36 protein-coding genes and 2 tRNA genes are annotated in these 21,575 nt (G+C 62.3%); 31 read left to right on the top strand and 7 right to left on the bottom strand.

Annotation, left to right across the window (positions count from 1 at the left end; genetic code table 11):
* Positions 1 to 65: 65 nt before the first annotated feature.
* Both ACUIAG_RS01760 and ACUIAG_RS01755 read right to left on the bottom strand, forming a co-directional pair.
* The gene (locus ACUIAG_RS01760; RefSeq protein ID WP_445339966.1) at positions 66 to 881 is read right to left on the bottom strand and encodes a DUF1287 domain-containing protein; all 816 of its coding nucleotides are present in this window, start codon (positions 879 to 881) and stop codon (positions 66 to 68) included.
* A 5-nt stretch (positions 882 to 886) separates the two neighbouring features.
* Positions 887 to 1,912, bottom strand: a complete 1,026-nt coding sequence (locus ACUIAG_RS01755; protein ID WP_445339965.1) for a D-2-hydroxyacid dehydrogenase — start codon at positions 1,910 to 1,912, stop codon at positions 887 to 889.
* A gap of 213 nt (positions 1,913 to 2,125) precedes the next feature.
* Between ACUIAG_RS01755 and ACUIAG_RS01750 the strand changes: the two genes are divergently transcribed.
* Positions 2,126 to 2,198, top strand: a tRNA-Ala gene (locus ACUIAG_RS01750).
* Between the two features lie 48 nt (positions 2,199 to 2,246).
* On the opposite strand, the gene ACUIAG_RS01745 is transcribed toward ACUIAG_RS01750, so the two are convergent.
* The 4 genes from ACUIAG_RS01745 to ACUIAG_RS01730 form a co-directional block, all read right to left on the bottom strand.
* A complete protein-coding gene (locus ACUIAG_RS01745) occupies positions 2,247 to 3,419 on the bottom strand; it encodes a tyrosine-type recombinase/integrase (protein ID WP_445339964.1) in 1,173 nt (390 codons plus the stop codon).
* Between the two features lie 108 nt (positions 3,420 to 3,527).
* A complete protein-coding gene (locus ACUIAG_RS01740) occupies positions 3,528 to 4,154 on the bottom strand; it encodes a PASTA domain-containing protein (protein WP_445339963.1) in 627 nt (208 codons plus the stop codon).
* Positions 4,155 to 4,169: 15 nt separating this feature from the next.
* Positions 4,170 to 4,568 (bottom strand): ImmA/IrrE family metallo-endopeptidase, encoded by a 399-nt coding sequence (locus tag ACUIAG_RS01735; RefSeq protein ID WP_445339962.1) that lies wholly within the window; start codon positions 4,566 to 4,568, stop codon positions 4,170 to 4,172.
* Between the two features lie 22 nt (positions 4,569 to 4,590).
* Positions 4,591 to 4,989: a hypothetical protein gene (locus tag ACUIAG_RS01730; protein ID WP_445339961.1), complete on the bottom strand. Its 399-nt coding sequence runs from the start codon at positions 4,987 to 4,989 to the stop codon at positions 4,591 to 4,593.
* A 68-nt stretch (positions 4,990 to 5,057) separates the two neighbouring features.
* Here ACUIAG_RS01730 and ACUIAG_RS01725 point away from each other — a divergent pair, with 68 nt between their 5' ends.
* Positions 5,058 to 5,324 carry a hypothetical protein gene (locus ACUIAG_RS01725; protein WP_445339960.1) on the top strand — a complete coding sequence of 89 codons (267 nt, stop codon included), beginning with the start codon at positions 5,058 to 5,060 and terminating at the stop codon, positions 5,322 to 5,324.
* The gene (locus tag ACUIAG_RS01720; RefSeq protein ID WP_445339959.1) at positions 5,324 to 5,818 is read left to right on the top strand and encodes a hypothetical protein; all 495 of its coding nucleotides are present in this window, start codon (positions 5,324 to 5,326) and stop codon (positions 5,816 to 5,818) included. The genes ACUIAG_RS01725 and ACUIAG_RS01720 overlap by 1 nt, the downstream gene beginning before the upstream one ends.
* Before the next feature lie 102 nt (positions 5,819 to 5,920).
* On the opposite strand, the gene ACUIAG_RS01715 is transcribed toward ACUIAG_RS01720, so the two are convergent.
* A complete protein-coding gene (locus ACUIAG_RS01715; RefSeq protein WP_445339958.1) occupies positions 5,921 to 6,703 on the bottom strand; it encodes a hypothetical protein in 783 nt (260 codons plus the stop codon).
* Positions 6,704 to 6,906: 203 nt separating this feature from the next.
* Here ACUIAG_RS01715 and ACUIAG_RS01710 point away from each other — a divergent pair, with 203 nt between their 5' ends.
* From ACUIAG_RS01710 to ACUIAG_RS01575, 28 genes are all read left to right on the top strand, one after another.
* Entirely contained in the window at positions 6,907 to 7,284 is a 378-nt protein-coding gene (locus ACUIAG_RS01710) for a hypothetical protein (RefSeq protein WP_445339957.1), read from the top strand.
* Positions 7,281 to 7,679 carry a hypothetical protein gene (locus ACUIAG_RS01705; RefSeq protein ID WP_445339956.1) on the top strand — a complete coding sequence of 133 codons (399 nt, stop codon included), beginning with the start codon at positions 7,281 to 7,283 and terminating at the stop codon, positions 7,677 to 7,679. Before ACUIAG_RS01710 ends, ACUIAG_RS01705 begins: the two co-directional genes overlap by 4 nt.
* Positions 7,660 to 7,893, top strand: a complete 234-nt coding sequence (locus ACUIAG_RS01700) for a hypothetical protein (protein WP_445339955.1) — start codon at positions 7,660 to 7,662, stop codon at positions 7,891 to 7,893. The genes ACUIAG_RS01705 and ACUIAG_RS01700 overlap by 20 nt, the downstream gene beginning before the upstream one ends.
* Positions 7,887 to 8,171 carry a DivIVA domain-containing protein gene (locus ACUIAG_RS01695; protein ID WP_445339954.1) on the top strand — a complete coding sequence of 95 codons (285 nt, stop codon included), beginning with the start codon at positions 7,887 to 7,889 and terminating at the stop codon, positions 8,169 to 8,171. Before ACUIAG_RS01700 ends, ACUIAG_RS01695 begins: the two co-directional genes overlap by 7 nt.
* Positions 8,158 to 8,301, top strand: a complete 144-nt coding sequence (locus ACUIAG_RS01690) for a hypothetical protein (RefSeq protein ID WP_220237233.1) — start codon at positions 8,158 to 8,160, stop codon at positions 8,299 to 8,301. Before ACUIAG_RS01695 ends, ACUIAG_RS01690 begins: the two co-directional genes overlap by 14 nt.
* Complete coding sequence (ssb, locus tag ACUIAG_RS01685; RefSeq protein WP_445339953.1) at positions 8,294 to 8,728, top strand: single-stranded DNA-binding protein; 435 nt, start codon at positions 8,294 to 8,296, stop codon at positions 8,726 to 8,728. Before ACUIAG_RS01690 ends, ssb begins: the two co-directional genes overlap by 8 nt.
* A complete protein-coding gene (locus ACUIAG_RS01680; protein ID WP_445339952.1) occupies positions 8,709 to 8,924 on the top strand; it encodes a hypothetical protein in 216 nt (71 codons plus the stop codon). The genes ssb and ACUIAG_RS01680 overlap by 20 nt, the downstream gene beginning before the upstream one ends.
* The gene (locus tag ACUIAG_RS01675; RefSeq protein ID WP_445339951.1) at positions 8,921 to 9,058 is read left to right on the top strand and encodes a hypothetical protein; all 138 of its coding nucleotides are present in this window, start codon (positions 8,921 to 8,923) and stop codon (positions 9,056 to 9,058) included. The genes ACUIAG_RS01680 and ACUIAG_RS01675 overlap by 4 nt, the downstream gene beginning before the upstream one ends.
* Positions 9,055 to 9,240, top strand: coding sequence for a hypothetical protein (locus ACUIAG_RS01670; RefSeq protein ID WP_445339950.1), 186 nt, complete (start codon positions 9,055 to 9,057; stop codon positions 9,238 to 9,240). The genes ACUIAG_RS01675 and ACUIAG_RS01670 overlap by 4 nt, the downstream gene beginning before the upstream one ends.
* Complete coding sequence (locus ACUIAG_RS01665) at positions 9,237 to 10,172, top strand: hypothetical protein (protein WP_445339949.1); 936 nt, start codon at positions 9,237 to 9,239, stop codon at positions 10,170 to 10,172. The genes ACUIAG_RS01670 and ACUIAG_RS01665 overlap by 4 nt, the downstream gene beginning before the upstream one ends.
* Positions 10,169 to 10,894: a hypothetical protein gene (locus tag ACUIAG_RS01660; RefSeq protein WP_445339948.1), complete on the top strand. Its 726-nt coding sequence runs from the start codon at positions 10,169 to 10,171 to the stop codon at positions 10,892 to 10,894. The genes ACUIAG_RS01665 and ACUIAG_RS01660 overlap by 4 nt, the downstream gene beginning before the upstream one ends.
* 49 nt (positions 10,895 to 10,943) lie before the next feature.
* Complete coding sequence (locus tag ACUIAG_RS01655) at positions 10,944 to 11,321, top strand: HNH endonuclease (RefSeq protein ID WP_445339947.1); 378 nt, start codon at positions 10,944 to 10,946, stop codon at positions 11,319 to 11,321.
* The gene (locus ACUIAG_RS01650) at positions 11,314 to 11,664 is read left to right on the top strand and encodes a hypothetical protein (protein WP_390132947.1); all 351 of its coding nucleotides are present in this window, start codon (positions 11,314 to 11,316) and stop codon (positions 11,662 to 11,664) included. The genes ACUIAG_RS01655 and ACUIAG_RS01650 overlap by 8 nt, the downstream gene beginning before the upstream one ends.
* Positions 11,661 to 12,182 (top strand): hypothetical protein, encoded by a 522-nt coding sequence (locus tag ACUIAG_RS01645; RefSeq protein ID WP_445339946.1) that lies wholly within the window; start codon positions 11,661 to 11,663, stop codon positions 12,180 to 12,182. The genes ACUIAG_RS01650 and ACUIAG_RS01645 overlap by 4 nt, the downstream gene beginning before the upstream one ends.
* Positions 12,179 to 12,544 (top strand): hypothetical protein, encoded by a 366-nt coding sequence (locus ACUIAG_RS01640; RefSeq protein WP_390132951.1) that lies wholly within the window; start codon positions 12,179 to 12,181, stop codon positions 12,542 to 12,544. The genes ACUIAG_RS01645 and ACUIAG_RS01640 overlap by 4 nt, the downstream gene beginning before the upstream one ends.
* A complete protein-coding gene (locus ACUIAG_RS01635) occupies positions 12,541 to 12,933 on the top strand; it encodes a hypothetical protein (protein ID WP_390132953.1) in 393 nt (130 codons plus the stop codon). Before ACUIAG_RS01640 ends, ACUIAG_RS01635 begins: the two co-directional genes overlap by 4 nt.
* Entirely contained in the window at positions 12,930 to 13,334 is a 405-nt protein-coding gene (locus tag ACUIAG_RS01630; protein ID WP_390132955.1) for a hypothetical protein, read from the top strand. The genes ACUIAG_RS01635 and ACUIAG_RS01630 overlap by 4 nt, the downstream gene beginning before the upstream one ends.
* Complete coding sequence (locus ACUIAG_RS01625; protein WP_445339945.1) at positions 13,331 to 13,480, top strand: hypothetical protein; 150 nt, start codon at positions 13,331 to 13,333, stop codon at positions 13,478 to 13,480. Before ACUIAG_RS01630 ends, ACUIAG_RS01625 begins: the two co-directional genes overlap by 4 nt.
* A 107-nt stretch (positions 13,481 to 13,587) precedes the next feature.
* The gene (locus ACUIAG_RS01620; protein ID WP_390132959.1) at positions 13,588 to 14,196 is read left to right on the top strand and encodes a hypothetical protein; all 609 of its coding nucleotides are present in this window, start codon (positions 13,588 to 13,590) and stop codon (positions 14,194 to 14,196) included.
* Positions 14,197 to 14,441: 245 nt separating this feature from the next.
* Entirely contained in the window at positions 14,442 to 14,741 is a 300-nt protein-coding gene (locus ACUIAG_RS01615; protein WP_390132961.1) for an HNH endonuclease, read from the top strand.
* A gap of 154 nt (positions 14,742 to 14,895) precedes the next feature.
* The gene (locus ACUIAG_RS01610) at positions 14,896 to 15,372 is read left to right on the top strand and encodes a recombination protein NinG (protein ID WP_445339944.1); all 477 of its coding nucleotides are present in this window, start codon (positions 14,896 to 14,898) and stop codon (positions 15,370 to 15,372) included.
* Positions 15,344 to 16,786, top strand: coding sequence for a terminase (locus ACUIAG_RS01605; protein ID WP_390132965.1), 1,443 nt, complete (start codon positions 15,344 to 15,346; stop codon positions 16,784 to 16,786). Before ACUIAG_RS01610 ends, ACUIAG_RS01605 begins: the two co-directional genes overlap by 29 nt.
* Positions 16,783 to 18,234 (top strand): phage portal protein, encoded by a 1,452-nt coding sequence (locus ACUIAG_RS01600; RefSeq protein ID WP_445339943.1) that lies wholly within the window; start codon positions 16,783 to 16,785, stop codon positions 18,232 to 18,234. Before ACUIAG_RS01605 ends, ACUIAG_RS01600 begins: the two co-directional genes overlap by 4 nt.
* On the top strand, positions 18,173 to 19,477 hold the full coding sequence (locus tag ACUIAG_RS01595) for a VG15 protein (RefSeq protein ID WP_445339942.1): 1,305 nt from the start codon (positions 18,173 to 18,175) through the stop codon (positions 19,475 to 19,477). Before ACUIAG_RS01600 ends, ACUIAG_RS01595 begins: the two co-directional genes overlap by 62 nt.
* 83 nt (positions 19,478 to 19,560) lie before the next feature.
* Positions 19,561 to 19,645: transfer RNA gene (locus tag ACUIAG_RS01590), tRNA-Tyr, on the top strand.
* 82 nt (positions 19,646 to 19,727) lie between these two features.
* On the top strand, positions 19,728 to 20,312 hold the full coding sequence (locus ACUIAG_RS01585) for a hypothetical protein (protein WP_445339941.1): 585 nt from the start codon (positions 19,728 to 19,730) through the stop codon (positions 20,310 to 20,312).
* A gap of 26 nt (positions 20,313 to 20,338) precedes the next feature.
* Positions 20,339 to 21,295 carry a major capsid protein gene (locus ACUIAG_RS01580; protein WP_445339940.1) on the top strand — a complete coding sequence of 319 codons (957 nt, stop codon included), beginning with the start codon at positions 20,339 to 20,341 and terminating at the stop codon, positions 21,293 to 21,295.
* On the top strand, positions 21,279 to 21,575 hold the full coding sequence (locus ACUIAG_RS01575) for a hypothetical protein (protein ID WP_445339939.1): 297 nt from the start codon (positions 21,279 to 21,281) through the stop codon (positions 21,573 to 21,575). The genes ACUIAG_RS01580 and ACUIAG_RS01575 overlap by 17 nt, the downstream gene beginning before the upstream one ends.

The following is a 21,575-nucleotide window of genomic DNA, read 5'->3' as shown; positions in this document are numbered from 1 at the left end:
TGGCCGAACCGATAGTAGCAGATAACCAGTTGCCGCCGTGTTCAATTCCGCAGGGTAGTCCCCGGTCATCCCCGCCATGGCCGCAGGACGGCAGGTTGGATCTTGGAGGCGTCGAAGCGAAAATGCCCGGTGATGGGACGGTGGCCCGGCGAGCCCAGGTAGTCGTTCTCCCTGTCGCGCTGGCCCATGTTGTGCAGAAGCAGGGGAATGCCCCGGCTGTCCCTTCTGTCGGAGGCCATGCCGATGTGCCAGGAGGTGTCGAAGATGACGATGTCGCCCTGCTGCCACTGGTCGGTGGCCGCAGTGTCGTTGGTCAGACGCTGGGCATGCCGGGACAGGAATACGCCGAGGACGTTGGTCCGCCTGAAGTCGATGTTCGGATCCGGGCTGTTGATCACTCCGGCGTAGGCCCCAGGAGACGAGGCGATGTCGGCGTCGACCATGGCTTTCAGATCGTAGCCGGCCTGCCGGAAGGCCCTCCAGATCTCGTCGGTGCAGGCGCCGCGGTCATCGGGGGGATAGCCGCCCTGGTAGTAGCCGCTGTCATAATGAGGATGGCGGCGGGCCTCCTGATGGGCTCCACGCACCATGGCCGTGTAGTCATCCACGCCGTCATGGTTGTAGTCCACAGGCGAGGTCAGAGGCGAATGGGCCGCGGTCTGCTCTGGAGAATACCCGGCCGGGCCGTGAGAAGCGGTCCTGGGGCCGTTTGCTGAGGAGTTTTGATTGTCTGAATGGCGAGCAGGCCCGACGCCCACCAGCCTGCCAGCCAGGGCCAAGGAGCCCGCCACAATCAATGCAAGCGCCAGCAGGACGGCCGCCCACCGCAGAACCATTGTCCGCCGATGACGGCGGCCGCTGCGGTTTCGCTCTGTAGACACAGCGGTCACCTCATCCGGTTGCGCAGGGGCCTGCCATCCATGAATCGATGAAGGTTATCCAGGCAGATTTCCCGAACCTTGTCCATGTTGGAGGGCAGGTGGGCTCCCCCGGCCACATGCGGGGTGAGCAGGCAGCGTGGTTGCCTCCAGAGTGGGTGGTCTTCAGGCAGGGGCTCCGGTTCGGTCACATCCAGACCTGCACCGAAAATGCCGTCATTATCCAGGGCTTGGGCCAGAGCCATGCAGTCCACGGCATCTCCCCTGCCCGCGTTGATCAGCACGGCGGTGGACTTCATCAATGCAAGACGATGGTCATCGATGATGTGCCGGGTCTGCGGCGTTGAAGGCAGGGCCAGGGCCACTACATCCATCTCAGGCAGCAGGGCATCCAGATCATCAAAACCAGCCAGACGGTCGAACCCCTCCACCGGCTGGTCGGGATGGCGCCTGATGCCGATGGTACGAGCGCCTACGGCCTTGGCCAGACGAGCGAAGGAGGTTCCGATATCCCCTGTGCCTAAAACCAGGACCTGGCAGCCATGCGGCGAAAGGACGGCCCCGCGAGGTTCCCAACGGCCCAAACGCTGATTGTCCCGGTAGGCCGGCAGGTCCTTCATCAGAGCCCACATCATGGCGAACATGTGCTCGGAGACCGACTGCCCGTAAGCGCCTGAGGCACTGGTCAACATGGCGTCCGGAGGCAGAACCCCCGGTTTCATGTAGGCATCCACACCCGCGCTGCTGGTCTGCAGCCAGACCAGGTTACGGCAGGCAACCACCTGCTCGGTCGGCGGATTACCCAAAATGATCGTGGCCTCCGACCGGAGGGATTCAGGGACATCGATGAGCCAATGCATGCTCTGCCGCATGTCCGTGTCGACAATGAACTCCTGACGAACGCCTGGAGCCGCCTGGAGGAATTCCTGTCGTTCACTCTGGTCCAAGGGCAGGCAGTTGATGATGAGCTGGTCCCCAGGATGGTTCTCGTTCCGCTTTTCAACCCGCACTTCGGCATCGTTTTTGCCGGTCATGGTCCGCCGCCTTTCCGTTGCTGCCGACCCCCTTGGTCGCCCCTTGTTCATCATGCTAGCGCACTTGCAAGCTCAGGAATGCCTCAAGACCATTCGAGGATAAAATCCATCAAATAGCTCACAATCCCTGCAATTCCGGGGCAACACACTGAGTTGCTCCATTCGCCAATCCCGGTGTACTATAAGCAAGGCTTCACCAAGCAAGGCAAGCACGGGGCTATGGCGCAGCTGGTAGCGCGTCTCCATGGCATGGAGAAGGTCGGGGGTTCGAATCCCCCTAGCTCCACGATTAATCCCGGTCCGAAAGGGCCGGGATTTCAACGTTCAGGACACATCACGCAACCGGTGAAACCGATTTTGAGCGCACTTTGAGCGCACTTTGCAGCAGCAGCTCGTTCATCGACTCCCCCACCGAATCCAGGTCCTCGTCAAAGAGATCCGCATACACATCCAGGGTCATCGCGGCCGACGTGTGCCCCAGCTGCCGCTGGATGGCCTTCACGTTCGCCCCGCTCTTGACCATCAGGCTGGCCGCCGTGTGCCGCAGGTCATGGATGGTCATCCGCTCCAACCCGGCCGCATCGCACGCACGGGCGAACCACTTGCCGCCATCCTTCGGCGACACCGACTTCGCGTAGCCATGGAAGCTCCCCGTGAACAACAGCTCGTCAGGGCCACGCCCGCCGATCAGCCGGTGCAGCCTGTCGTCGAGGACGGCGGGAAACACCACGCTGCGCTCGCTGCCGGTCTTGGGCACGTCCACCTCCATCCTGCCGTCGACTTCCGTTGCGGACACCCTGACCTGCATGCGGTGCCGGCGGAAGTCCACCAGGCCTATGCGCATGCCGATGCACTCGCCCCACCTCATGCCGGTGGTCCCGAGCACGAGCACCAGCACTGAGCGCTGGAAGCGCTCATGGTCGGCGTTCCTGTTCCTGCCAGGTATCAGGCAGGCGTCCGAAAGGGCGTACAGCTGCCGCTCGGTGAGGTAAATGTGGGGTTTGCGCCGGCGCTTCGGCAGGGTCACCCCGCGGGCCGGATTCTCGGCGAGCAGCCTGTCAGCCTTCGCATCGTCCAGTATGCCGGCGAGGATGCCGTATGCCCGGATGACGACGCTGGCGCTCTTCGGCCGGCCCTCGTCGCCCGTGGACAGGCCGGCCACCCACCGCTGTATCTCGCTGCGTTTGATGGAGCGGATGGAGCGTCTCGCCCACCTGGGCTTCACATGCACTTTCCAAGCCGTTTCAAGCGTGTAGTAGTAGCTGGCCTTGACCGCTATCCTCTTCTTCGCCAGCCACGCGGGGGCCAGCTCCCCCACCGTCCTGCGGCCTTTGGAAACATCCACGAAAGTGCCGTCGTTGAGGTCCGTCTCCAGTTTGGCTGCGAACAGCTCCGCATCCTTCTTGCGCGTGAATCCCCGCTTGATGGTGGGCCTGTGGTCCGGGGTCCGATACCGGACCATGTACCGCCGGCCCTTGGCCGTCTGGTACGTGCTCACACTCGCCATGGTTCGCTCCATTCCGCCCCGACGCTAGAATGTAGCGTGAGGCATGTCTCTCGATTTGTTCTCACCGCCCCGTCGCATGGCAGTGCAGACGGGGCATTTATGTTTTGCCTACTGGGCCGTCCAGCCGAACACTTCCGGTTTGTCGTTGGATCCGCGCACATTGCAGTTCACGATCACGTCACGCTTCGCGTTGTACTCGTTCTTCACCGTGGCCCCGAACTGGAGCAGCACGCTGTCTGGCGACCATATCGGCTCAGCCGCATCAGTTATGAAATGCGGTTTGAACCCGTAAGGGAACTCCTGCTTACCTCTTTGCCTGCAAGCCAACAGGGCGTATGTCTGGGTAAGACCACCCGATGTGGACTTCTCTGCGCTGGGAGCGGGCGTGTTCTGCTGCTGCGCCTTTTTCTCAGCCGTTTCCTTCTGCTGCTGCTCGTTTTTCTCACGGAACTCATCCATGGAGCTCTTCACCGTGAGCTTCACTTTCGTATCATCGGTCTTGGTGCCCCCCTTGGGGTCCTGACCCGTGACTGTGCCATCGAATGCGATGCGGTCGGTCCCATCCTTGGCATCGTACGTGAACCCTTCCTTCGACAAAGTCGCGGTGGCTTCCGAGAAGCTTTTCCCCGTCACGTCAGGCACCTCCTTCTGCGTGTCGCAGGCGGACAGGCTCAGCACCATCATCAAAGCCCCAATCACGGCCACGATACCGCGAGCGCGTATTCCAGTCTTCATCTGTTCTCCCTCTCGTCAGGCCCTGACGTTGTTGTCGAGCCACATTCTGTAATCATTGATGACTTGGACGGTAACGCCCAGCTCCGAGGCTATTAAAAACATGTCACCGTCATATGTGGCCTCGGCGCTCGCATACTCTATTGGATCCACGAGGCGCAAGGCTGTCTCCTTACGGGCCCGGCGCTCGCCTTTTGCGCCGGCCAGTCCGCAACCCGAGTCGCGGTGTTTGGCGTGCACGAGCTCGTGGCAGAGGGTGCAGCGGTATTGCCAGTCGGGAAGGCAGTCGTTCAGCATAATCGTGCGGTTCTCGTCCCAGTAGAATCCGCATAAATCCGGGACTAGTGCGCGCTCTTCAACCCTGACTTGAAGCATCATTGCTTCGCGCAATAATTCAGCTATATCAGGATGTCTCATGCCCGCTTTCTCCCTCTGAATCTCAATCTCGTGGAGTCTCCCTTTCCATTGCCGCATTCGGATCGTGCAGAGCCGCGATATCGAAATCTTCTGGATGAGCCGCAACCTGATCCAGCCTCGCTGCTCTACTCTCCTGTTCTTCGGTTCGCCGACTTAGCTCCAGTGCTTTCTCTAGGGTTGAGGCTGGATTGAGATTGAAGACTTGGCACAGCGCTATAAACTCACGCAAAGAAGGCGAACCATGCCTGCAATTGAAAAGGTCACTGACTCTTGGTGCACTTACGTCAATGGCACGTGCGAGCGCGCGGTCTGATATTTGAAACGGTGACTCATCTCGCTTTTCTGAAATAAGCCTCATAACCGTGATATCAGTCAGCGTCCAAACGCTCGCATACTTTGCCATGGCAATAAGATTAGACATGTAACAGCTTTTTTACAAATCGCAACGCGCGTTTGACATTGTGAAAGAAAGTTCTTACAGTAGGCATCATGTTAGAAAGCTCTTACAAACTTGCTGCTCGGGCCATAGACGTGCTTCGCAAAAAGGCACTGATAAACGAGCAATCCAAAACTGAACTGGCATCAGCGCTGCACATAGCCAGGCCCACATTGAACGCCCGGTTTGAAGCCGGCGACATGATGCTCAGCAAGTTCATACAGCTGTCGAAAGCAGTCGGCGTTGATCCATGCGAAGCACTCAATGACTGCGACGGGGAGTCTCCGGCATCATCGGCGCTCTCAGAAGAGGAGGAGTAATGGCACAGGTTTACCAGGAAACGGCGGGAAAGCCGCTCTCCAAGGAATCAACCGGCGCGCTCGCCGGTGTACGAAATACCATCAATGACGAACCGGGAAACAATCGGACTGTGGACGCCCCCATGTCGGCAGAAGAGTTCGAGAGGCAGCACCCCGCCATGCTGGGTGCAGTGCAGAACGTCGTCCACCGGGAGATGAAGCTCTCCTCGATGAACGACAAGAGACACATATCAGGGGATATTCAACGCCTTCTTAATCTTCAACTGGTCGTTACGTATATACCTCTGGTACTCGGCTATGCCCTGCACGGCATCAGCCAACGCGACCAGCGCTCGCTGAGTGTTTCCAAATTGCGCGGCCTCCCGGGCATCCTTCGCCGAGTCAATAGGATCTCGCTGCATTCCCTCACCTCCCTCCTTTGCGTAGGTGCCCTCATTGTCTCAATCGGTCATCGCACTAAGCAGCCGACGTTCGCGAAAGAGGAGCAAGGATGAAAGGTTTGGCTATGCCTAAATATAAAGGTCATCAGTTCGACACTGCATCGAACGTCTTTTTTAAAGTACTCGCAAATCTTCACGGCTTGACGAGGCAGATCGTCATTGCTGAGCGGTCGGAGTCTCCGACTCGGGAGCAGTTGGACGAGTATCGGGCTGATGTTTTTCAGCAGATGATTGCTGATTTGACTGCCCAATCTGAGGAGTAAACAAATTGATGTCATTAATAGCTGCCTGGGGAACGCCCAAGGTAAGTGAGACGGCGGTTATGCATGGAAGGAGCTTGTCCTTCAAAAAACTCATGAAACCGTTGTGCTGCTCCAGTTCGGTTGAAGAAGTAGCCACAACGAATAGCGCTGACTGCAGCCTGGAAAACGCATCGTCAAGCTTAAAGTCACCGGTCGTATCGTATAAGGCTAAGGCTATTTGGACTTCATGTGCAAGGAGAAGCACGTACCGTTTCAGTTCCGACGGGATCGAAAGCGGTTTCAGAGCATCAGGCAGAGTATTGACGAGCTCCTGCACACTGTCACGGCGCTCTTGTGGATACCTGTTCACCTTGTCCCCAAGCAGCCGTTCCGCTATCCGCAATGCCATCTCGCACTCGTTGCTCAACGAGACAGCCCCCTGCTTGATCTTAGTGACTCCTGCCCTCGTATTCCGATTGAAGGCTTCCACAAGATACGCCCAGAGAGCCGACAAGCAATTGACTGCAGAACCCGCCTCCTTGTCACCACCGAATGCCGCGGCCGATAATGTTTCGTCAACTTCCGCCATAGCGGCCGATAAGTCGGCGAATTTAAACACGTCGATATCGCTTGCTTCCTCTTCGTCAAGGAAATACTGCAGCAGGTATGTAGCTGAGTTCATGGCCACTTCTATCACGCTTCCCCTTTGGTGAGAACCGCACCCGATATGCGGCTTTGCAATCCATCTTAGGGGACCGTCGGGGCGGTTTCTTCCCCCTCCGCCCCGGTTTCACTCGTTACAGAAAAAAAGAAGCCACTGGTGGCACAGCGGATTCATAGACAAGAAAGTTGGTTATTCCAATGTCCGGCAACTGTATACCCGCCAAGCCAAGGCAGCGCATGGAAAAGCTCAGGCAGGCCATGTCGATGACGAACCTGCTCGTCCACAAAAAGGAACTAATAGCCCTCCTGCTCTTACCAGCGCGGCGACGCGGACGAGCAGGCTCTACTGAAGAACCGGCCATCCACCGACGGGAACAGGAGAACCGAAATAAGCTTCCGCGGGCCTGCGGCACAGCTTATCGAAGAGGAACGGCGATGAAAGCGTTCCTGTTTCTGCTGGCAGGGTCGGCCGGCCTGCTGCTCGCAGGCTGGGGGTCGACGTGGCTGACGTACGCGCTCACCAAGGGTGTGCTCTCATTGGCGCACCTGGCGGCAGCCGTCGCCGGCCTGGCCCTGGCTTGGTACGGACTGGGGAGGTGGGAGCTGTGCGCTTGAGGCAACCCACGATAGAGGATCTGCTGGTAGCCCCCACCCGTGAGGGTGACCCGTCCACCAGCTTCGAGGCGGCCGGCCGGGTGAAGACCAAGGAGAAGCAGCGGCTGACCCTTGAGGCGTTGCTGGAACTGCGTCGGCACAACGCCGCACCTGTCGAGGCGTGGCGGGTGGATCGCAAGGCCCAGAGGATCCATGAACGGTGTCGCCCGCAGGCCCGCCCGCTGGGCGAGTCCACGATCCGCACGCGCCTGTCCGAGCTGTGCCGGCTGGGCCTGGTGGAGGTCGCGGACCAGGGAGGCCGCAGCGAGGCTGGCGGCAGGTGCTCGCGCTACCGGCTGACACGCGCCGGCATGGCAGAAGCGAAGGAGGTGCGCAATGGAAGCCAGGACGATTGAACGCTCTGGGGCCGAGACGCCATGGTCTCCCCGACGGGTTTCCGAATACCTGGGGATCCCGGTCAAGACCCTCGCCCTGTGGCGGTTCGAAGGCCGGGAGTTGCACGAGTACTACAAGCTGGGCCGAGCCGTCAGGTACGACCCGGCTGTGGTACGGGCGTACAAGGCCAGCGCCCTGCGCCAGGGCACCGCGGAGGGAGGCGACGAATGCTGACACCCAAGGATGTGCATGACAAGGAGTTCGATACCCATCGCCTGCGTGAGGGCTACGACACGGATCAGGTCGATGCCTTCCTGGACGAGGTGGCCGACACCATCGCCGTGGCCAGCTGCGCGTGGGCCGGCGAGCGCAGCAGGAGGATGGCCGCCGAGTCGCGCTACCTGGTGCAGCAGTCACGGGCCAAAGCGCTCTGGCTGTCCAGAGCCCGACGCTCCCGCAGGGGCACGGGCCTGTCGACGGCGTTGGAGAGGTGCTGGCGTGAGCGCGGTTGAGCGCCTGTTGGTGCATTTCTGCCGGTACCCGTCCTTCCGGGCGGCCTTGTCAAAGAGCGACCTGGTGATGTGGCGTCGATTGGACCTGATGCGCCAGGGCATCGAATGGAAAGAGGAATCGAATGATTAACGAAGCAGCCGTGAGCGTGCACGGCAACCTGACCGCGGCCCCCGAGCTGCGTACGACGGGAACAGGCAAACGGGTGGCGGGGTTCACCATCGCTTCCACGCCCCGGGCCTACAACAGGCAGTCGAAACAGTGGGAGGACGGACAGACCGTGTTCCTGCGCTGCACCGCCTGGGAGGGGCTGGCCGAGCATATCGCGGCCAGCCTTGACAAGGGCAGCGCGGTTCTCGCCACCGGCAGGCTCTCCCAACGCTCATACACCGCTAAGGACGGGACGGAGCGCACCGTGATCGAGATGACCGTGGACGACCTGGGCCCCAGCCTGCTCAGGTCCACCGTCCAGGTGACAAGGGCCCACAGCGATCCGGGATTCCAGGGAGCCGGAGACGGATGCGGGTTCGGGAGCGACGATGGACAACCCGAGTTCTGAGCCCCGCGTGCTGCCGTTGGAGAAGCACCAGATCCGCTGGGCGGTCCACGAATACTACGACCGCGACGGCGGCATGAGCGCCTGGCATGCCTTCGACCGCTGGCTCGGCCAGGTCAAAGCCAAGGCCTGGGAGAAAGGGAGACTTTCCGCGGAAACCTCCAGGTCTCACCCCCACCCATACAAGGAGAGCTCGTGAAGCAGACGATAGCAGCCATCATCCTGCTGGCGGCAGCCATAGGCATCGCCTGGGCCGCCGGCAGGAACCACGACGAACAGGAACCCGGACCGCGCCCGCAGGACGGGGAGGAGCCTACAGAGGAGCAATCATGAGCAAACGGTGCGAAAGCCTTACGGGCGAGGATATGAATGGCAGGCACGTGCGGGGCGAGGCCTGCATGCGCACGGTGACGGATGAACAGTGGGCTGCCGACGCCGACAGGCAGGCGCTCCAGCACGACACGATGCCCACCGCCCCGTTCACACCTGCGCGTTTCAAGGATGCCCGGTCATGAAGGGCGGCTTCGCGCAGTTGCGCAACGACCTGTGGACGAACGAAAAGATGCGGCGCATCGCGCAGGAATATCCCAAGGAGTTCGCCCTGTGGGTCATCTCAATCAGTTTCTGCAGCGACAAGCTCACCGACGGCCGGATCTCCGATTACGCGATCTCTGAGCTGCTGGGAGTGAAAAAACGACAGAAAGAACGCATGTTCGAGCTCGGCCTGTGGGACGAAACCGAAGACGGAGCGTGCGTGCATGACTACCTGGAATCGCAGAACTCACGAGAGGAAATCGAACAGATGAAGACGTCAAACGCCAAGCGACAAGCCAAACACCGGGCAAAACAACGCAAGGATAACGCCGACAGTAACGCGTTACGTAACAGTCCCGATAACAGGCAAGTAACGGAAACAAACCTAAAACCTAAAACCAAAAACCAAAAAGAGAGAGAAAAAGAGAACCCCTCCCCCTCCGATGATGATGGTCACTGGCCCGACGTGGATGCGTGGCATCCGTCGCCGTCCTGCTACCAGCGGGCGGTGGAGCTCCGGGAGCGCGGTCTGCCTTTCGTGGACGTGCCGGACCTGGAGGCCGAGTTCCGCGACGCCATCAAAGCCAAAGGCATCCGGCATTACGGCTACCGGGACCTGGACGCCGCGTTCGCCTCATGGATCACAAAGCGCGCCAAGAGCCTGCGCGACGAGCGACAGGCAGCCACCCCGGGCCTGCCGGCCACAGCCGACGCTATCCCCGCCAAGCCACACAAGCACACCTGGAAGTGCGCCCACGTGCGGGACCTGCTGCGCTGCGAGGACGGCGAAAGCCCGGACGTCGACCTGGGCTGCCACCTGGCCGACTTGCTGAACACAGGAACCACCCCGGACCAAGCCCTGGAACAGCTGGGACTGCCCACCCGAACAGACGAACTCAAGGAGATCGCATGAGCGGCAACCATCGAAGCAACCTGCCGCACCGACTGCTATGGATCGACGTGGAAACCACCGGCCTGAACCCGGTCTCCGATCTGCTCCTGGAGATGGAGATGCGGGTGACGGACCTGCAGGCCAAGCAAGTGAAGACAAGCCTGCACACAGTCATCGCCCCCCGACGGACCTACACAGACGGGCCGTCGGCATGGGCACAGCGCACACACAGGGACAACAGGCTGCTGGAAGAAAGCCGAACCGGACTCAAACAAGCCTCAGCCCAACGCATGTTCGCAGCCTGGCTCCGCCGCCAAACCAAACAAGCCATCCTGCATCCGGCAGGGTCAAGCGTCCACTTCGACACCAAATGGCTGGACCAAACCATGCCAGGCCTGCTCGAAAACACAAGCCACCAGCACATGGACGTATCCAGCCTGCGCATCCTCCTCAATACCATCCGCCCGGCGCTCGCACACCGCATCAGCGAGCGCATACCCGCCACCGATCACCGCACGTCTCATTGCCTGGATCGGGACATCGCAGAGTACCAGATGATGCTGGACGGCCTGAAAGCCGCTGGCGGTGGGCGCTCGCCGCTGGCGGAGGCTTTGAGTGGAAGCGAGGTCCATGGTTTTAAGGCTGAGCACCCGTTTGACAAGCCCAGCCGTGATTCCGAGGCGGAGATGCCGCAGGGAGGCCACTATCCGCCGGATGACCTGTGGAATGGGGGCCGGTTATGAGCCGGCGCTGTTCTCATGTGTGGTTGTGGAAGATGTGGGAGGCGCAGGTATGAGCAACCAGCCCAGCGAACAGGTCAAACGCCTGGTGGACCGGCGCGACAACTGGCGGTGCGCGCGCTGCGGGCGCAGCCTGGAAGCCATCCCAGGCAGCAGACACCATCGCAGGCCGCGCTCGCATCCATGGGACGGCTTGCACCTGCCCTCCAACCTCGTGCTTTTGTGCGGATCGGGCACCACTGGCTGCCACGGGTGGGCGCACTCCAACCCCGCACAGGCGTACGACGAGGGGCTGCTAATCCACGCCTGGCAATACCCGAAGGACCAACCCATCCACACCAAAACCCGCGGCTGGGTGCTCCTGGACGACCAAGGCGGATGGACACCGGTACAGATACCGACGGACACGGAAGGAGTCAATCATGAGTGAGACGAGAAGGAACAAGGGCGTGGACGCGCTGGTCCCGGACGAGGCCACCCCGGAGATGCTGGTGGAGCTGCTGCCCAAGGCGCAGGGCATCCTCAAGGCCTCTGCCTCCTACCTGGCCCTGGTGCGCAGGGCCATGGACTCCAAGACCAAGCAGGAACACCTGCAACGCTGGGGCGACATCGATCCGATCACTGAAGTGGTCTACGACACCGCCAGTCTGGCCCAGCGGACCCTGGACGCGGGCCTGGCGATCGAGACCATGCTCTCCAAACCCCTCAAATCACGCGAAGTGGTCATGCTCGCCGACCTGCGTAGCAGCTTGGAAGGAATCGACCAGCAATGAACGATGAACTGAAACAGGTCGGCCCTGCCCCTCGCCCAATTCATCCTCGAACACGTCAAGAAGGAAAAGCGACGAGAATCTCACTGGACGACGGCCTGCTGGCCGAACGCCAGGAATGCACAGCCGGTCTTGCCACGCCTGCTGGGACAAAGCTGGCGTTCGACGGGACCGACGTCCGCAAGCTGCCCGACGTGCTGCCGGCCGCGGCCGACGACCTGCACGTCGAATCCGAGCACGCGTTCACCACCAAGGGCACGGCCACATGCGACCTGTGCCCAAGCTTGTACGCCCCCGACAAACGCCAGGCAAGCCGACAGCGTGTACCCTTCCTCTCTTGCATGACCAGCCCGTGCCTCTCACCCACGATCGTGCTGCCCAAAACCCGACACAACCGCATACAGGAGGCCTACTCAAACTACACACGCCACCACCGCATACTGGCTCTTGAAGCACCTTCTGAGGCAAGCGCGCCAGGCACTGACCAACTTCGACAAGAGACAGACCAGGAGCAGCATTGAAAGCCACCACCATCATCACTGCCAAAATTAGGCCAGACATCTACCAGCTGATCAAACAAGGCAACAAGCAATACGAGGTCCGCGACGAAAGCTTCCAAGGAGCCGAAGCGATCCGCTACATCAGAGCAGACGACAGCAAGCTGCTCGGCATCTACCGCCTCGGGCCTGAAGATGCACTCGACCGCACACACGACAACCTTCTCCAAGCGCTCGCAGGAGTGAGTCTCGAGATGTTCGACGGTCTGTTCCCCAGGACGGAAACCAAGTTCTGCATCACCTGCAATGGCGTAAAAACGCTTTATGTCGCTCACATCGGCAAGCACCTGGAATCCGTGGAGGATCTGTTCAGGGAGGAGTCATGAGCGGAGGATTGAGGGTCTATCTGGTTCAGGAGCGGGACGGTAATCTGGGGGCGATTGTTGTCCGTAACACCAGTACCGACCAGGCCAGGGCGATCGGTGCCGGCAAGCCATGCATGGGGCTCACGGATGTGAGGAACCGGCTAGTGCTGTCCCTGGATGAGTTTGAGAGTGATATGAACACCGACCTCTACGCGCGGATGACGGCGCTGGAGCACGAGTGGCTGGCGGACGGCCACGGCCTCACCGATGTGCCGCTGTATGAGGACGATGGTTTGGGATTCCTCGGCAAACCGGTGGTGAGTGAGGACGGCGGGTTCGGTTTCAGACTCTATGCCCGTCTGATAGACGCGAAGTACCCAAACAAGTGCAAGCCGGAGGAGGCAGCGTGAGCACGATGACACCGGAGGACAACAGGACTGACCGGAAGACGGGCGTCACCTGGAGCAGCGGCAGAGGCAGCGAGGGCGATTACGCCTGTGTCTCGCACGAGTCCTGGTCCGAGCAGAGCGGACAACCGGATGTGGATGTCACCCTGGCTGCGGGCGGTTTGCGCCTGAGCCTGTCCGGCGACCAATTCGACATGTATGCCATGGTCGACGTGCCCACGGCCCGCAGGCTGGCCCAATGGATCCTCGACCACACCCCCTCCCCCGAAGAGCCGCCGGAGCAACACGAACGCATGTCGGCCCTCCAGGCTGAGGCATGGCGTCAGGGACACCAGGACGGATGCCTGGATTGGTTCACCAGACGGCAGAGCGGCAACCCCTACGACCCCATGGAGGAAGCATGACCAGCAGCGTGCTGCGCGAGAGAATCCTCACCTGGGCCCAGGCAAGGTACACGTCCAAGCAGACCACCAAGCCGCTAAGCAAACCGACGGCGGAGGGGCGGACTGTCGTCGGTCTCTGGTCGACGACAGAGAAGGAGCGCGCATGAACCAGACGGACGACCAGGACCACGACCACCGGCAGCTCGACCAGGACCTGCGCGCCTTGCGCGTCCATCTACCCGATCTGCGGCAATTGGCGGCGAAGAAGGCGTCCGTGACAGCCCACAGCTCCCATGCGGGCATGCGCACCACTGCACCCATTCCCTTGAACGAAGGCGCATGGAACCTCTTGGAGGACATCGAACACTTCGCGTGGAGCCTAGGGCGGGCCGTGGGCGTGCGCCAGCGGCACGTGCCGACCGAGGGCCTGCTGACCGCCGCCACCAATCGAGTGGACCGCCTGCTCACCCGGCCTGACGCGCCCATCATCAAGCGGATGGCCGCGACGCTCGTCCAGCGCATGGACCGACAGTTCGAGCCGCTCGAGGACCATACGCTGATAGGCTACTGCCAGCAGTGCGGATCCGAGCTGTGGTGCGCCCAGGACGACCTGGAATCCGGCTGGACCGTGTGCCCCTCATGCCACACCACCCTCAAGGTGCGCGAAGTCCAGCAGGCCCGTATCCTGCGCTTGGCCGCCAGCGGTGCACAAGGCACTGCCGCCAGCCTCGCGCGCCTGCTCAGGTCCTGCGGCATGCCAGTTCGGCGGCAGACCATCGCACAGTGGAAGCTGCGCGGCATCGTTGAGCCGGTGGCCAGGCAGGACGGCAAGCCGGTCTACCTGCTGTGGGATATCTGGCGGGCCTGCACCCGAGAGGTGTAATCGTTTCTTGCATCCGCTGCTGTAATCGTGCATGTTGGTAGTGTTGGTCCTTCCCAGCGGAAGCCGGGGACGACCAGTATGGCTGATTCCGATGATCTCTTTCCGATCAACAGCGCGCCCCACCCGCCTTCTCCTTTGACGAGTGGGGCGCACCGTCTTTCGCAGCAGTGAACACCGCGCAATGATAGGGGCTGCGCATGGGCAGGCGTAACAACCGTCGGGCCAACGGGTGGAGGCGGGACCAGGTGGCGGCCAGGGTCAAAGCAGCGTATGACACGTGCTGGCTGTGCGGCGAGCCGGTGGACAAGAGCCTGCCGGCCGGGCTTCCCGGCAGCCCCGAAGTCGACGAGATGATACCGGTGTCCAAGGGCGGCTCGCCCACCGAGTTCTCCAACTGCTTCCTGGCCCACCGCTGGTGCAACCGCACCCGAAGCAACCACACCGTCGAGTGGGCGCGCCGGCGCATCGCGTCATTGCGCGAAAGAGGCCATGCGCAGGATATTCAACCGACTTCGCTGCCGATGGAAACCAGCGGCGAGTGGTGACCTGGGGGGGTGCCCCCCAGGGCCGGTCGACAGCCGCCTCGGGTGCAGTGCTGATCTCTCCCCGGGCGATACCAAGGAAAATGAAAAACGTCGCAGGGCACCGAAGCGTCGCATACCGGGAGCCATACTGCCGACTGGCGAGGAGGCAAGGGGCATGAGCCGCGGTAAAACGTCGCACGAGGCCCTGTCCGCCGAAATCCGCAAATGCCCGCAATGCGGCAAGGCTTTCATCCCCTCCCGCAAGGACCAGAAGTACTGCTCGCCGGCCTGCCGCAAAAAGGCCAGCCGCGAACGCACCCGCCCGGCCTCCTCTCCCCGTCAGCCCGCCGGCCAGGCCAAGATCATGCGCCGCCGGCGCAAGGATCCCGAGCGGCTTACCCAGGAAGACTTCGAGGAGATGGTCGACCCGCTGCCCTCCTACGAGGACATGCTGCGCCTGACCGTGCGCCGGCTGAGGAAAGCTATTGAATCCGACAAGACTTCCAGCCGTGACCTGCCCGCCATCTCCAGGCAGCTGCTCGCGGCTTCCAAAGAGCTGCAGGACTACCGGGAGGACGACGACCCGGTCGCCGCTCTGGACGACCAGGAAAGCGAGGCGCAGGATGTCCCGTTCAGCGCCGAAGCTATCTGAGGCCGCCCGCCACCTGCTCATCCCCTCTGGCATTGTCTCCTCGGAATGGCCCAGGGTCAGGCAATTAGCGCAGGCCCTCCTGGGTATCGAGTTCGACTACTGGCAGGACGCGCTGGGCATGCTCATCCTGGCCAAGCGAGCCGACGGAAGGTACGCAGCAGGCATTGGCGGTGTGGTCATGAGCCTGTGCCGGCAGGTGGGCAAGACATTCCTGATCGGATCCATGGTGTTCATGCTGTGCATCCTGCACCCCGGACTCCTGGTCCTGTGGACCGCCCACCGCTCGCGCACCTCGGACGAGACGTTCGGCGACATGCGCTCCATGGCCCGACGCAAAGGCGCACGCCGGCGCATCGCCCGCATCCGCAGCGCCAATGGGCAGCAGGAAGTCGCTTTCGTCAACGGCTCTCGCATCCTGTTCGGGGCCAGGGAACGCGGGTTCGGCCGCGGGTTCAAGGGCGTGGGCATCGTCATCCTGGACGAGGCACAGATTCTGACCGAGACCGCTATGAGCGACATGGTCCCCGCCATGAACACCGCCGACAACGGCCTGCTGATCATGATGGGCACCCCACCCAAGCCCGGCGACCCCAGCGAGGCATTCACCATCCGCCGCCAGGAGGCACTAGCCGGCACCGATGACATGCTCTACCTAGAATTCAGCGCCGACCCCGGCGCAGACCCCGACGACCGCAAGCAATGGGCCATGGCCAACCCCTCCTACCCCAGGCGCACGCCGGCCAGCTCGATCCTGCGCCTGCAGAAACAGCTCAGCCCTGACAGCTTCCGGCGCGAGGGACTCGGCATCTGGGACACCGTCGCCGCCAGCAGCGCCATCGACCCGGCGCAATGGCGGATGGCGGCCACCGACGAGCCGGACACCGCTGGCCTGGTCGGCTACGCCATCGACATGCCCCCAGACCGCTCGAGTCTGGCCATCGGCGGCTGCGTCAAGCACGCAGATGGCAGCGCCCACATCGAGCTCAAGGCCTTCGAATCCACCCGGTCCAAGGGCAGCGCCTGGGCCGTCGACTGGATTGCCGACCGGTGGCCGCGCACCGCTGCCGTCGTCATCGACGGCCAGTCGCCCGCCATGGCCCTCCTGCCCGACCTGAAAGCCCGGCACGTCAAGGTCATCACCACCAGCGCCCCAGACATGGGACGCGCCTGCGGAAGGATGCTGGACATGCTCAGGGACGGCAAGCTCACCCACCTGGCCGACGGCAAACAGCCCGCCCTCGACATCGCCGTGGCCAACGCCACCACCCGCAACATCGGCGGCTCAGGAGCAGTCGGCTGGAACAAGCTCGGCTCCGACATCGACATCAGCCCCCTGATCGCGGTGACGCTCGCCCTCTATGGAACAGCGGTCACCAAACGCGACCCCAACCGAAAGCAGAGGCTCATACGATGATCATCCCGCCTCAGACCATCAGCGGCCTGTCCAACGCTGAGCAGACCCTCTACCGCAGGCTCCTGCGCCGCCTGCTTGAAAAACGCGCCCGCAACCTGATCCGCACCAAATACTACGACGGGCGCAACGAACTCAAGGACATAGGCTACAGCCTGCCGCCCATCGCCAAGGACATCGACATCGTCGTGGGCTGGCCCGAGAAAGCCGTCGAAGCGCTCGCCAACCGTGTGGTCCTGGATGGGGTCACCACCCAGGACGGCTCCGAGCTGTCAAGGCAGGTGTCCGACCTGATGGACGCCAACGGCCTGCTGCAGACCGCCCAGTCCGCGCATACCGACGCGCTCGTGCACTCATGCAGCTTCCTGGCTGCCCTACAGGGCGACACCTCCATCGGCGAGCCCGAAGCCATCATCCAGGAGTTCACAGCGGACGTGGCCACCGGCGTGTGGGACAAGCGCCTGCACGGCCTGGCTGCGGCCCTCCTGCTCGACGTGTCCGACGACGGCAAACTCCTGCAGGGCATGTACCTGATGGACACCGAGCACACCGTCGGCATCGTGCAGTCCGGCCCTGTCTGGCAGGTGTACTCGCGCACAGACCACGCCGGCCAGCGCCTGCCCTGCGAACTGCTGGCCTACAAGCCCGACGCCAAACGCCCCTTCGGCCGCAGCCGCATCAGCCGCACCGTCATGAGCCTGACCGACAGCGCCGTGCGCACCTTTCTGCGTTCCGAGATGCAGGCCGAGCTGTATTCCGTCCCGCCCCGTTACTTTATCGGAGTCAGCGAGGACATGTTCACCGATGAGGATGGGGGCAGGATTCCCAACTGGAAGATCATGCTGGACCAGGTGCTGGCCATCCCCAGCGATGTCGACGGGGAGCAGCCCACCGTCGGTCAGTTCCCGCAGTACAGCTTCGAGCCTCACAGCGCGCAGCTGCGTCAGACAGCCACAATGTTCGCCTCCGCCACCAGCCTGCCGCCAGACGCGATGGGCGTGCTCACCGACAACCCCTCCTCCGCCGAGGCAATCGATAAGGCCCAGAAGGAGCTGTGCCTGACTGCCGAGCAATGCCAGTCCTGGTTCGGCCCCGCCTGGCAGCGCATCATCGCAAGGGCCCAGAACCTGGCCGGCCCCGACGGAACCGCCCAGGCGATCTCCTGCCAATGGCGCAACCCCGCCACACCGAGCCGGGCCGCGGCAGCAGACGCAGCCGTGAAACTCGTGCAGGCCGGCGTACTTCCGGCCGACAGCGACGTGACCTACGACATGCTCGACCTGTCCGACCGCCAGCGCCGCACCCTGCGCAGCGAGCAGCAGCGCGCAAGAACTCAGGAACGCATCGACCAGCTGAAAGCGACCATGCTACATGGACCGGAGGTGGATGATGAGTCTCAACGCCCTGCATCCAAGCCCGGACCGCATGCGGGAGCTCCAACGGCTGCTTGACCAGGCCCACAAGGACCACCGCAGGAATCTCGATGCCCTCCGCGAGACTGCGGCCGACGAACTGGAGGTGGTCCTCTCACGCGACCCCATGGACGCGAAAGACCTGATAGCCCAGTACGCCAGAGACGCCAGCCAGATGGCCAACGACTACTATGACACCCTGCGCACCCTATGGGCCGAATACGGAGATGCCGACTTCCCCACGTTCGACCACACTGCCCTCATCGACCCCGACCGCACCCTATGGCAGGTCCAGGGCGGATTCAACGATTCGGACTTCGCCGGGCTTACCTACCAGGAGGTCGCCGAACGCCGGTCACGGGCCCGCAAACACATCGAGGACCTGTGGCCCGACCTGTCGAACCTGGATGACGCACAGCAGTTCATCGCCGAAATGATCGCAGCATCGGAACGCCTGACACTGCAGCGCAACATGAGACTGGACCCAACCAAACCCAAATGGGCTAGAGTGCCGGCCGGCCCCACCACCTGCGCCTTCTGCCTCATGCTCGCCTCCCGCGGCTTCGCCTACCTCAGCGAGGAGTCAGCCGGTCTAGGAAACTCCTACCACCCTCACTGCGACTGCCGCATAGTGCCCAGCTGGGGCAAGCAGCACCTCGCCGGCTTCAACCCGGACCGGTACCGCCGCATGTGGGACTCCACAGGCAGCGGCGACTACCGCGAACGCCTGGCACGCATGCGCACCATGTACCCCGACCAGCTCAAGGATGGGGTCGCCACGGATAGGACACGTACCGCCTGGAAGGACGAACGGCGCATCCTCTCCCTGCAAAACGAAAAACCGCATCCCCAAAGCGTCTGGGACGCCCGCCAGCGAAAACTCGGCATCCCCACATCAAAGGACGTGCTGGAGATGCACGAAATCGTATTCCTCGAACGCTTCGCCAAACTCGGCAACCACTACCGATGGATCCCCAAGGACAGACGAAAGTTCTTGCCCACCAACGACTTCCACTGGAACGAGCAGGACGGCGACTACGAGCTGAAGTCCATGCAAACCGCCAAATACTCGCACATCGCCAAACGCATCTCCGAAGCCACCAGCAAGGCGGCCAGAAAAGGCGTCACCAAGGACTCCTTCATCATCGACCTAGGCGACACCGAAGTGCCAGACAAGCTCATCAACCAGCTTGCGCTCTATAACCAGCGCTCGCAGACACCCATCAAGAGACTATGGATTCTCAGCAACAACGGCCTGAAGGAGGTCACACTGAAAAAGTAGAGCCAGGAGACAATCCCCTGGTTTCCGTAGGTTATTTCACTACCCCGGAGGGCCTCCTGGCACTATCCAAGCTACCACACCCCGGCGGGTTACCCAAGAGGACAACGGGAGCCGACTGTAACTCGGCCGCCTCAGGCTACGCAGGTTCGAATCCTGCACCCGCCACCAGATCCTCTCACAGCACCATCTTTCGCGGACCCCGCACGCCGCGTCGCTAACCGTGCGTCCGACCAATCCAAGGAGAAACCCCATGCACAACCATCCCGTGCCCCGCCGTATCCGCTGCGTCACCAACCCCGACCCCAATCCAGCATCCGGAGGCACACCCGCGACCGAGCCGAAACCCTCGGCCCCGAAACCCGCCGACCCCAAGGCCGGCCGGTCAGACGAGTCCAAGGAATTCAGCCGAGCGCTCGCCAAGCGCGCCGCCGAGATCGAGGCCAGGTACGCCGACTACGACGAAATCAAGTCGAAAGCGGCCAAGCTTGACGAGATCGAAGAGGCGAAAAAGAGCGAGATTGATAAGTTGCGCGAACAGGCCGAGCAGGCGGCCAAGGAACGCGACGAGCTCAAGGCGGCCCATGAACGCGAGCTGCTGCTCGGCTCAATCGCCGATGACACCGGGCTGAGCCGGGAGGTCGTGGCCCTGCTGGCCGGCGAGGGGGACGCGCTCAAGGCGAACGCGCAGAAGCTCCAGGAGGCCATCGGAGAGATCACCGAGAAGCAGCAGGGCACCAAGCCCAAGCTGCCGCCTGCCAACCCGCCGACCGCAGGCGGCGACTGGGGCCGTATGAGCCCCGCCCAGCTGCTGGCCGCCGCCTATGCGGACCAATGAACACCATCTGAAAGGAGCCATCAACCATGGCCGTCACACTAGCCGAATCCGCGAAGCTCTCGCAGGACATGCTCACCAAGGGCGTGCTGGAGACCTTTGTGCAGTCCAGCCCCATCCTGGACCGAATCCCCTTCATGCCGATCGAGGGCAACGCCTTCTCCTACGATGCGGAAGCAAGCCTGCCGGGAGTCGAGTTCCGCAACGTAAACGAGGGATACACCGAATCCACCGGCACCGTCAACCAGAAGACCGAGTCCCTGCACATCCTGGGCGGCGACGCGGACGTGGACACCTTCATCCAGAAGACCCGCAGCAACCTCAACGACCAGCGGGCCGAGCAGACCGTTCTGAAAACCAAGGCCCTGTCCTACAAATTCCAAGACACCTTCTTCAACGGCGACACCGACGTGGACCCCAAGGCCTTCGACGGGCTACGCAAACGCCTGGTCGGCAGCCAAGTCCTGGAAGCCGGCGTCAACGGCGCTCCCATCGTGGGCTCCACCACAGCAGAGATCCACGCCTTCCTGGACCATCTGGATGACCTTCTGGCAGCCGTGCCAGGCATCAACGCCCAGAACGGCGCAATCTACGCCAACTCCGCGGTCGTGCGCAAGATCGGATCCGCACTACGGCACGTGAGCCTGGACGCGGTCCTCGAAGAGGACATCGCCGGCAAGCGGGCCATCCAGTGGAACGGCATCCCCATCCTGGAGGCCGGCACCAACCCGGACGGCACCCAGATCCTCGCACAGTCTGAGACCCAGGGCACAGCGACAGCCACCTCCAGCATCTACGCGGTGCGGTACGGCTCCTCGGAAGGCGACCAGGCGGTCACCGGCTTGACCAACGGGGGCGTCAACGTGCAGGATCTGGGCCAGCTGCAGGACAAGCCCGCCTACCGCACCCGCATCGAGTTCTTCGTCGGGCTTGCCGTTTTCGGCGGCAAGGCAGCTGCACGACTGAAGGGTGTCATCAATGGCTAGCAGGAAGACCGCCGGCGCAGCGGCCAAGAAACAGACTGAATCGGAGCCGACCCAGGCCGTCACCGCGAACGAGCCCGAAGATGCGCAGACCGAGCCCGTGCAGGAAACCCCCGTCGAGGAACCCGACAAAGAGAAGGAGCCGCCTGCAGCCCCCGCCTCTTCCGCGAAGGACGAGCCCGCCGGCCGTTACGAGACCTTCGAAGCCACCCGCCCCGACAAGGTCCTGGTGCGCATCACGCGCAACCTAGACACCGGCGAGCAACGGGTGGACGAACTCTAG

Source organism: Bifidobacterium sp. ESL0825 (genome assembly GCF_052606465.1).
Note: the sequence above shows the minus strand (reverse complement) of the source record. Positions and strands in the feature narration are given on the sequence as shown.